This window comes from Anaeromyxobacter sp. SG64, from assembly GCF_022690745.1.
GTDB classification, from domain to species: Bacteria; Myxococcota; Myxococcia; order Myxococcales; family Anaeromyxobacteraceae; genus Anaeromyxobacter; species Anaeromyxobacter soli.
This window is the reverse complement of record NZ_JALCZB010000143.1, coordinates 1-7,953: the sequence shown is the minus strand read 5'-3', so window position 1 is coordinate 7,953 and position 7,953 is coordinate 1. Positions and strand designations below refer to the sequence as shown.

The 7,953-nt window shown below is 72.8% G+C and carries 6 protein-coding genes; 2 read left to right on the top strand and 4 right to left on the bottom strand.

Annotated features, from left to right (window positions below; genetic code table 11):
* Together MNZ29_RS22830 and MNZ29_RS22825 are read left to right on the top strand one after the other, a co-directional pair.
* Positions 1-287 (top strand): hypothetical protein (locus MNZ29_RS22830; RefSeq protein WP_242356901.1); only part of this gene is annotated, 287 nt, incomplete at its 5' end.
* Positions 288-329: 42 nt separating this feature from the next.
* Positions 330-785, top strand: coding sequence for a hypothetical protein (locus MNZ29_RS22825; RefSeq protein WP_242356898.1), 456 nt, complete (start codon positions 330-332; stop codon positions 783-785).
* A gap of 59 nt (positions 786-844) precedes the next feature.
* On the opposite strand, the gene dnaE is transcribed toward MNZ29_RS22825, so the two are convergent.
* The 4 genes from dnaE to MNZ29_RS22805 all read right to left on the bottom strand — a co-directional run.
* A complete protein-coding gene (dnaE, locus tag MNZ29_RS22820) occupies positions 845-4,510 on the bottom strand; it encodes a DNA polymerase III subunit alpha (protein WP_242356896.1) in 3,666 nt (1,221 codons plus the stop codon).
* 504 nt (positions 4,511-5,014) lie between these two features.
* Positions 5,015-5,695 carry a YkgJ family cysteine cluster protein gene (locus MNZ29_RS22815; RefSeq protein ID WP_242356893.1) on the bottom strand — a complete coding sequence of 227 codons (681 nt, stop codon included), beginning with the start codon at positions 5,693-5,695 and terminating at the stop codon, positions 5,015-5,017.
* A 183-nt stretch (positions 5,696-5,878) separates the two neighbouring features.
* Complete coding sequence (locus MNZ29_RS22810) at positions 5,879-6,805, bottom strand: tetratricopeptide repeat protein (protein WP_242356891.1); 927 nt, start codon at positions 6,803-6,805, stop codon at positions 5,879-5,881.
* Positions 6,802-7,953, bottom strand: a 1,152-nt coding sequence (locus MNZ29_RS22805) for a 26S protease regulatory subunit (protein ID WP_242356890.1), incomplete at its 5' end; no start/stop codon positions are given. The genes MNZ29_RS22810 and MNZ29_RS22805, both read right to left, overlap by 4 nt.

Genomic DNA, 7,953 nt, shown 5'->3' with positions numbered 1-7,953 from the left:
GGCGCGGAGCGGCGGCGGCGCCCGCGGCGACCGCCACGGCCGCGCCGAGCGAGGCGCCGCCGGCTCCCGCCGCCGGGCTGCACGAGCCCTGCCCGGAGACCGGGTGCGCGACCGGGCAGACCTGCGTGGAGTACTGTGGCATCGCCGGCTGCGGCCCAGGCAAACCGACGTTCCGGACCTGCGAGATCCGCTGCGAGACGAGCGCGGAGTGCCCGCAGGGCCTCACCTGCGGCACGATCGCGGACGGCCCCGGGCGCGTGTGCACGCTCTCGCGACCTCCGCTCTAGCGGCGCGCCGCGCGAGAGGGGCGGGATGCGCAGGTTCTCCGCATGGAAGCGACTGCACTCCCGCGCAGGCTGGCGCTCGCCCAGGGCGCGTACTGGGTGGCGACCGGGATCTGGCCGATCGTCCACCTTCGAAGCTTCGAGGTCGTGACCGGGCCGAAGCAGGCGGGCTGGCTCGTGAAGACGGTCGGCGCCCTCATCGCGGCGGTGGGCGGGACGCTCGTCCTGGCGGGGGCCCGGCGCCGCGTGACGGAGGAGATCGCGTTCCTCGGCGCCGCGTCCGCGGCGGCGCTCGGCGGCGCCGGCGGCTGGTACGCGGCGCGCGGGCGGATCCGGCGCATTTACCTCGCGGACGCCGCGCTGGAGGCGCTCACCGTCCTCGGGTGGTCACTCGCGTGGCCGGCGACCCGCGGACGCGCCGCCCCGGGGCGGCGTGGAGCCGGGGAGTTCCGCGCGCGCGTCATCCCCATCGAGCGGAGCGAGGCGGTCCCGGAGATCTAGGTCGTCGCGTACGGGGCGGAGGATCGTCGCCGAGCTGTCCTGACCCGGCGGCGGCCGGCTCAGCGCAGCTCCACCTCGAACCCGAGCCGCCGCGCCGACTCGAGCAGGTCGTCCGTCGGCTGCACCTTCGCCGGAACGGAGACGGTCGTCTCGCTCTGCTCCGGGACGACGGCGCGCACGGTGACCGTGCAGGTGCCGGGGTTGCGGGCGAGGAGCGCCTTCAGGTCGGTCGCGCGCTCCTTCGAGAGCCGCTCCGCGTCGATGCGGAGCGCGATCTCCGAGGTCTTCTGCTTGCGCACGAGCGAGAGCGGCTCGATGTCGATGGCGGTGATCTCCGCCCGCGGGTTCTCCTCCTCGCGGTTGTTGATGCGGACCTCGCCGTGGACGAGCAGCGGCTCGTCGGACTTGCAGAAGACCTCCCAGTCCGTCCAGCCCTTCTGCGCGGGCCGCTGGCCGGTCGCCGGGCGCGAGGCCCAGCACACCACCTCGACCGTGCCGGTGAGATCCTCGAGCGTGAGGAAGCCGAAGCGCGTGCCCTTCTCCTTGTTCATCCGCTCGCGCACCGCCGCGACGACGCCAACGACGGAGACCTTGTCGCCGTGCCGCTTGTTCGCGACCGCGGCGCAGGTCGTCGAGGCGTACCGTCGGACCTCCTTCTCGTAGCCCTGCAGCGGGTGGCCAGTGAGGTAGAAGCCGAGCGCCTCCTTCTCCAGCGCGAGCCGCACGCGCTCCGGCCACTCCTCGACGGTGAGCTCGCCGATGACGTCGCCGGGCCGCGGGTAGCGCGGCTTCTGCTCGACCTGCGCGGCGGGGAGGGCGCCGAACAGGCTCGCCTGGCCGGAGGCGCGATCGGCCTGCGCGGAGGCGCCGGCCGCGAAGGCGGAGTCGATGCCGGCGAAGAGCTGCCAGCGCGGCACGCCCTCGAAGTCGAGCGCGCCGGACTTCACGAGCGCCTCGACCACCTTCTTGTTGATCTTCTTCGAGTCCACGCGCGAGGCGAGGTCGTAGAGGCTCTTGAACGGGCCGCCCTCCGCGCGCGCCTCCAGGATGGCCTGCACGGCGGAGTCGCCCACGCCGCGCACGGCACCCAGGCCGAAGCGGATCCGCCCCTTGGAGTTTTTGCCGGGGCGGCCCTCGCTTCGCCCACTCCCCCCCGCCTCCGCCGGGCCGAACGCGCCGAAGTCCTTGAAGGACTCGTTCACGTCCGGCGGGAGCACCTCGATCCCGTCGGCGCGCGCCTCGGAGATGTGCAGCACGACCTTGTCGGTGTTCGACGCCTCGCTCGAGATGAGCGCGGCCATGAACTCGACCGGATAGTGCGCCTTGAGCCAGGCGGTCTGGACGGTGAGGAGCCCGTACGCGGCAGAGTGCGACTTGTTGAAGCCGTACGCCGCGAACTTCTCCATGAGGTCGAAGATGCCGCCGGCGACCTTCTCGTCCACGCCGCTCTTGACGGCGCCCGCGAGGAAGCCGACGCGCTCCTTGGCCATGACCTCGGCCTTCTTCTTCCCCATCGCGCGGCGAAGGAGGTCCGCCTGTCCCAGCGAATAGCCCGCCAGGACCTGCGAGATCTGCATCACCTGCTCCTGGTAGACGATGACGCCGTAGGTCGGCTCCAGGACCGGCTCGAGCTTGGGGTGGTCGTAGACCACCTTCTCGCGGCCGTGCTTGCGGTCGATGTAGACGTCCACCATGGTGCGGCCGTCCTCGAGCTTCTGGTCGAGGGGGCCGGGCCGGTAGAGCGCGCCCGCGGCGATGACGTCCTCGAACCGCGAGGGCTTCATCTTGATCACCATCTCGGTGAAGCCCGAGGACTCCATCTGGAACACGCCCGCGGTGTCGCCGCGGCTGATGAGCTCGTAGACCTTGGGATCGTCGATGGGGATGTCGGCGGCGGTGAAGTCCTTCATCTCCGGGTGGTTCTGCTTCACCATCCGGAGGGCGTCGTCGATGACGGTGAGGGTCTTGAGGCCGAGGAAGTCGAACTTCACGAGGCCCGCCGCCTCGACCTCCTCCTTCGCGAACTGCGACACCAGCATCTCGGACTTGTCGTCCTTGTACGCCGGCACGTACTCCCAGAGCGGCTTGTCCGCGATGACGACGCCCGCGGCGTGGAGCCCGGCCTGGCGGTTCAGGCCCTCGAGGCTCATCGCGATGTCGAGCAGGTCCTTGGTCGTGACCGTCTGCTGGACGCCCTTCTCGTCGACCCACTGCGAGATGACGGTCGGCTTCTTGTAGAGCTCCTCCAGCCGCGGCTCCGCCGGCAGCTTGTCGCTGCCGAACACGAGCTCCTTGAGCGGCGGCGTCTTGCCCTGGACGGGGTCCGGGACGAGCTTCGCGATCTTGTCGCCCTCGGCGAAGGGCAACCCCATCACGCGGATGACGTCGCGGATGACCGAGCGCGCCTTGAGCGAGCCGAAGGTGATGATCTGGCCGACGTTGTCCTTGCCGTACTTCTCGCGGACGTAGTCGATGACCTCGTCGCGCCGGTTCTGGCAGAAGTCGACGTCGAAGTCGGGCATCGACACGCGCTCCGGATTGAGGAACCGCTCGAAGAGCAGGTTCCAGCGGAGCGGGTCGAGGTCGGTGATGCGGAGCGACCAGGCGACGATGGAGCCCGCGCCCGAGCCGCGGCCGGGGCCGACCGGGATCTGGTGCTGCTTCCCCCAGTTGATGAAGTCCTGGACGATGAGGAAGTAGCCGCTGAACCCCATCTTCTTGATGACGCCGAGCTCCATCTCCAGCCGCTGCCGGTAGGCGTCGCGGTCGTGCGGGTACTTGCCGTCGATCTCGCGGAAGCGCGCGTCGAGCCCGTCCTTCGCGAGCTTCTCGATCCAGGCCTCCTCGGAGACGCCGTCGGGGAGCTGGAAGCGCGGGAGGAAGGACTTCCCGAGCTGCAGCTCGACGTTGCACAGCTCTGCGATGCGGAGCGTGTTGTCGATCGCCTCGCGGTAGTCCGGGAGCGCCGCGACCATGTCGTCGGGCGACTGGATGAAGAGCCCGTCGGTGTCGTGGCGCAGGCGCTTCGGATCCTGGAACGTCTTGTTGGACGCGATGCACATGAGGACCTCGTGCGCCTTCGCGTCCTGCCGGGAGACGTAGTGGGCGTCGGCGGTGGCGACGAGCGGGATGCCCTCGTCGCGCCCGAGCTGCGCGAGCTTGGCGTTCACGTCGAGCTGCTCGCGCATCCCGTTCGACTGGACCTCGAGGAAGAACGAGTCGGGCTCGAAGATGTCGCGGTACTCGCGCGCGACGCGCCGCGCGCCGTCCATGTCGCCCTGCCGGGCGAGGCGCGGCACCTCGCCGGCGAGGCAGGCGGTCATCCCGATGAGGCCCTTCGAGTGGTCGCGCAGGAGCTGCTTGTCGATGCGCGGGTCGTAGTAGAAGCCCTCGGTGAAGGCCTTGGAGGAGAGGAAGCGGAGGTTCGCCCAGCCCTCGGCGTTCTTCGCGAGGAGGATGAGGTGGCGGCCGATGCGCTCGGAGCGGTCGTGCCGGCCCTTCTCGCCGGCGACGTACGCCTCCATGCCCATGATGGGCTTCACGCCGGCTTCCTTCGCCTTCTTGTAGAAGTCGACCGCGCCGAAGAGGTTGCCGTGGTCGGTCACGGCGACGCTCTTCATGCCCTTCGCCTGGACGGTCTTCAGCAGGTCCTTGATGCGGATCGCGCCGTCGAGGAGGGAGTAGAGCGTGTGCAGGTGCAGATGGACGAAGTCGGTGCCGGGCATCGAGCGCTGGGTTGTAGCAGGGGGGGCTGACGCCTGCCAGGCAGCGCAACCCCGCGTTGAGTAAGCAGGTTTTATCGTCGGCCCGCGGCGGGCGCCGGCGGAGCGCGCGGCCCGGGGCGGCGCGCGCGGGGATCCCCGGTCTCGCCGGCTCGGTCCCGCGTCCCCGATCCGATTGCGCGTGCCCGTCGACGGCATCCCGTCTACAACTGCGGCCACAGGAGAAGATCATGCCCGTCAGCCCGAAGCGGAAGAAGAAGGGAAAGCCCGTGCACCGTGCGCAGCCTGCGGCTGCGGACGCGGCGGCAGAGGGCGCGTCGGCGTCGCCCGACGTCGCGGAGCATCAGAGGAACGTCGAGCGTCGCGTCGGGAAGCCGCGGAATCCGTTCGTCGAGAAGCAGGGCCCCCGGGCCTCGCAGCGCGGACGCTGACGGTCGATCGGGACCCCCCGCGTCCGCGAGGTTCGCGGCCGGGGGCGCGCGCGTCCAGGCAGCTCGGCAGGGAGGCTCACTCGAGCGGGATCCGGCTCCCTGCGAGGAACCCGGCGACCGCTGCCGGGCCGCCGAGGAATGTTGCCGTCATCCCGGACACGTCCCGCTGGCGCGCGTCGAGCCCGCGCGCGGCGAGCGCGCGGGAGAGGGTCTCGCGCGCGGTGTCGTGAAGCGCCTTCTGCAGCGTATCCATGGCCACGAGCCCCGGCTCGTCCTCCGCGAGCTCGCCGAGAGCGCGGCGACACTCGGCGGGATCGAGCGAGCTGATGCTCCGGCAGGCGAGCGGCCTCGCCGCGTGGATGGCGCAGCGCCCGGCCGCGTCCGCGAACGGGCACGCGATGCGGCCCGAGATGCGCTCCCGGTCCTCGAGCCACCGGACGCGGTCGTGGAACGCGCGGAGCCTCGCCGCGAGCGCGGACAGCTCGCCCGCCGGGACGTCTCGCCGGAGGAGCGCCGCCGCGACCGCCCCCTCGATCGCGAGCGTCCCGACGTTCACCGTGCAGCACGCCGCGCACCCCGGACCGCACGCGGGGGCGGGGCTGCCCGCAGGACGACCGGACGCGAGCTCCTCCTCGACGATCGCCCACACCCCGCCGAGCAGCTCGGCGAGGTCGGCCTCGTCGCGCGCCCGCGCGAGCGACGCCGCAGCGAGGGAGGCGACGCGTTCCTCGCAGCGGGCGACGGGGTCGTGGAGCATGGCTTTGGCGGCATTGTCGGCGGCGGCGGCGAGCGCGGGAAGGGCGAGGACGGGGCGTGCCGGGGGAAACGCCGGGTTCGCACGCGGGGTGACGCGGGCGGCCCCACGCGTCCGCGCGCGCGGCTGCGCTCCGCCCGCGCGGGGCAGCTCGCGCGACCGGATCCGCCTTCGCGCGTGCCGCGGCTACGACCGCAGCCGCCCCGCCTTCCGGTCGGCCTCGAGCCGCACGTAGATCGCGTGAAGCTGCGGATCGGTCTCCGCGAGCCGCCGGATCCCCGCCGTGCGGCGCCAGAACCAGATCCCCCACGTCGCGAGGGCGCCTGCGAGCACCACCGCGAGCGCGACCCAGCGCAGAGACTCGCTCCCGCCGCGGCCGATGCGCTCCAGGAGGCGCGCGCCCTGCGTCACCCCGATCGCGACGGCGAACAGCGTGCCGCCCCCCGCGAGCTTGCGGACGGACGCGTGGGTGTTCTGCTTCGCCACGGTGAGCGTCGGGTCGAGGATCACCGCGGAGCGGAAGGCGAGCGCGGCGTCGCGCGTCCGCTTCTGCGCGTTCAGCGCGACGCCGAGGTTGTTGAGGGTGGCGGCGCGCTCCGGATCGAGCGCGAGGCTCTCCCGGTAGTGCCGCTCGGCGCGCGCAGGATCGCGCGCGAGGCAGAGGTCGCCGAGCTGCGCGTGGTAGCTGGCGTCCTCCGGGTCGAGCTCGACCGCGCGCTCGGCGGACTCGCGCGCCTCGGGGAGGGCCTTCATGGCCTCGAGGACGACCGAGCGCACGTAGTGCGCCGGCGCGAGGTCCGGGGCGAGGCGGACCGCCTCGTCCGCGGCGGCGCGCGCCTCGTCGCCGCGCCCCATCGCGGAGAGCGCGAGCGCGCGGAGCCGGTGGAGCCACTCGGAGTCCGGCGTCGCGCCGATCCCCGCCTCCGCCGTCCGGAGCGCCTCGTCGTGCGCGCCGCGCTGGAGCTGCACGCGCGCGAGCAGCGCGTGGCCCTCCTCGGCGGCGGGATCCGCGGCGAGCGCACCGCGCGCGGCGCGCTCCGCCTCGTCCAGGCGACCGAGGTCGAGCGCGGCGCGCGCCCGCCCGATCAGCCCCTGCAGCCCCGGCGCGCTCATGCGAGCTTGATCGCCTTTAGGTGCTCGAGGAGGTCGTCGTAGGCGCCCCCCTCGTTCGCGTAGATCGCGTGGTTGCGCGCCACCTCGAACCAGGCGCGCGTGGAGGGCTTCACGTCCTTCGCGGCGCGCGCGAGGAGCGCGTCGTCGATGGGCTGCTCCGCCTTCCTCTTGCGGGTCGCCTCGATCGCGAGCTCGGTGGCGGCCTCGACCAGGGCGGAGAGGTCCGCGCCGCTGAAGCCGTCGGTCATGCGCGCGACGCGCGCGAGGTCGGTGCCGCCCGCGACGGGCCGCTCCCCGAGCTTCAGCTCCAGGATGCGCTGCCGCGCCTCCGCGTCCGGCGGGGGGACGAAGGCCAGCCGGTCGAAGCGGCCGGGCCGGCGCAGGGCCGGGTCGAGGTCCCAGGGGTGATTCGTGGCCGCGAGGAAGAACACGCCCTCGTTCCGCGACGCGAACCCGTCCATCTCCGAGAGGAGCTGGTTCACGAGGTTCCGCCCGGCGGTGCCGCGCAGCTGCGAGCGGCGCTGCCCGAGGGCGTCCACCTCGTCGAAGAACAGCACGGTCGGGGCGCGGCGCCGGGCGTTCTCGAAGAGCTCGTGGAGCCGCCGCTCGCTCTCGCCGAACCACATGTCGAGCACCTGGGACAGCCCGACCTCGGTGAAGCGCGCGCCGATCTCGCCGGCGAGCGCTCGGGCGAGGAAGGTCTTCCCGCAGCCGGGCGGCCCGTAGAGCACCATCCCGCCGCCGATCTTCTTGCCGAAGCGGCGGTACGTCTCGGGATCGCGCAGCGGCCCGAGGAAGCTCCGCTCGAGCCGGGCCTTGAGCTCGTCCATCCCGCCCACGTCGGCGAACGCGACGGAGGGAGGCGCGTCGTCCTCGATCGGCTCGCCGTCGCTGGAGAGGAGGCGGAGGTTCGGTCCGCCCGCGAGCCGCTCGCCGCGGGACGGCGTCTCTTCCTCGTCGTCGTCCTCGTCCTCCTCGTCGACGTCACCGCGGGCGTCGGGCACGCGGACGGCCGGGGAAGGGGTGGAAAGCGGCGTCGCGGGCGAGGGCGGGCCCGCGAGCGCCTTCGCCGCGAGCCGGTACGCGGCGGCGCGGCCGGGGTCGCCGGCGGCCTCGGCCGCACGGGCCGCGCCGTCGAGGAGCGGCCC

Bases quoted from the DNA above. Each gene is read 5' to 3' on its own strand.
- MNZ29_RS22825 (WP_242356898.1), top strand. From the start codon at position 330: ATGGAAGCGACTGCACTCCCGCGCAGGCTGGCGCTCGCCCAGGGCGCG.
- MNZ29_RS22810 (WP_242356891.1), bottom strand. From the start codon at position 6,805: ATGAGCGCGCCGGGGCTGCAGGGGCTGATCGGGCGGGCGCGCGCCGCG.
- MNZ29_RS22815 (WP_242356893.1), bottom strand. From the start codon at position 5,695: ATGCTCCACGACCCCGTCGCCCGCTGCGAGGAACGCGTCGCCTCCCTC.
- dnaE (WP_242356896.1), bottom strand. From the start codon at position 4,510: ATGCCCGGCACCGACTTCGTCCATCTGCACCTGCACACGCTCTACTCC.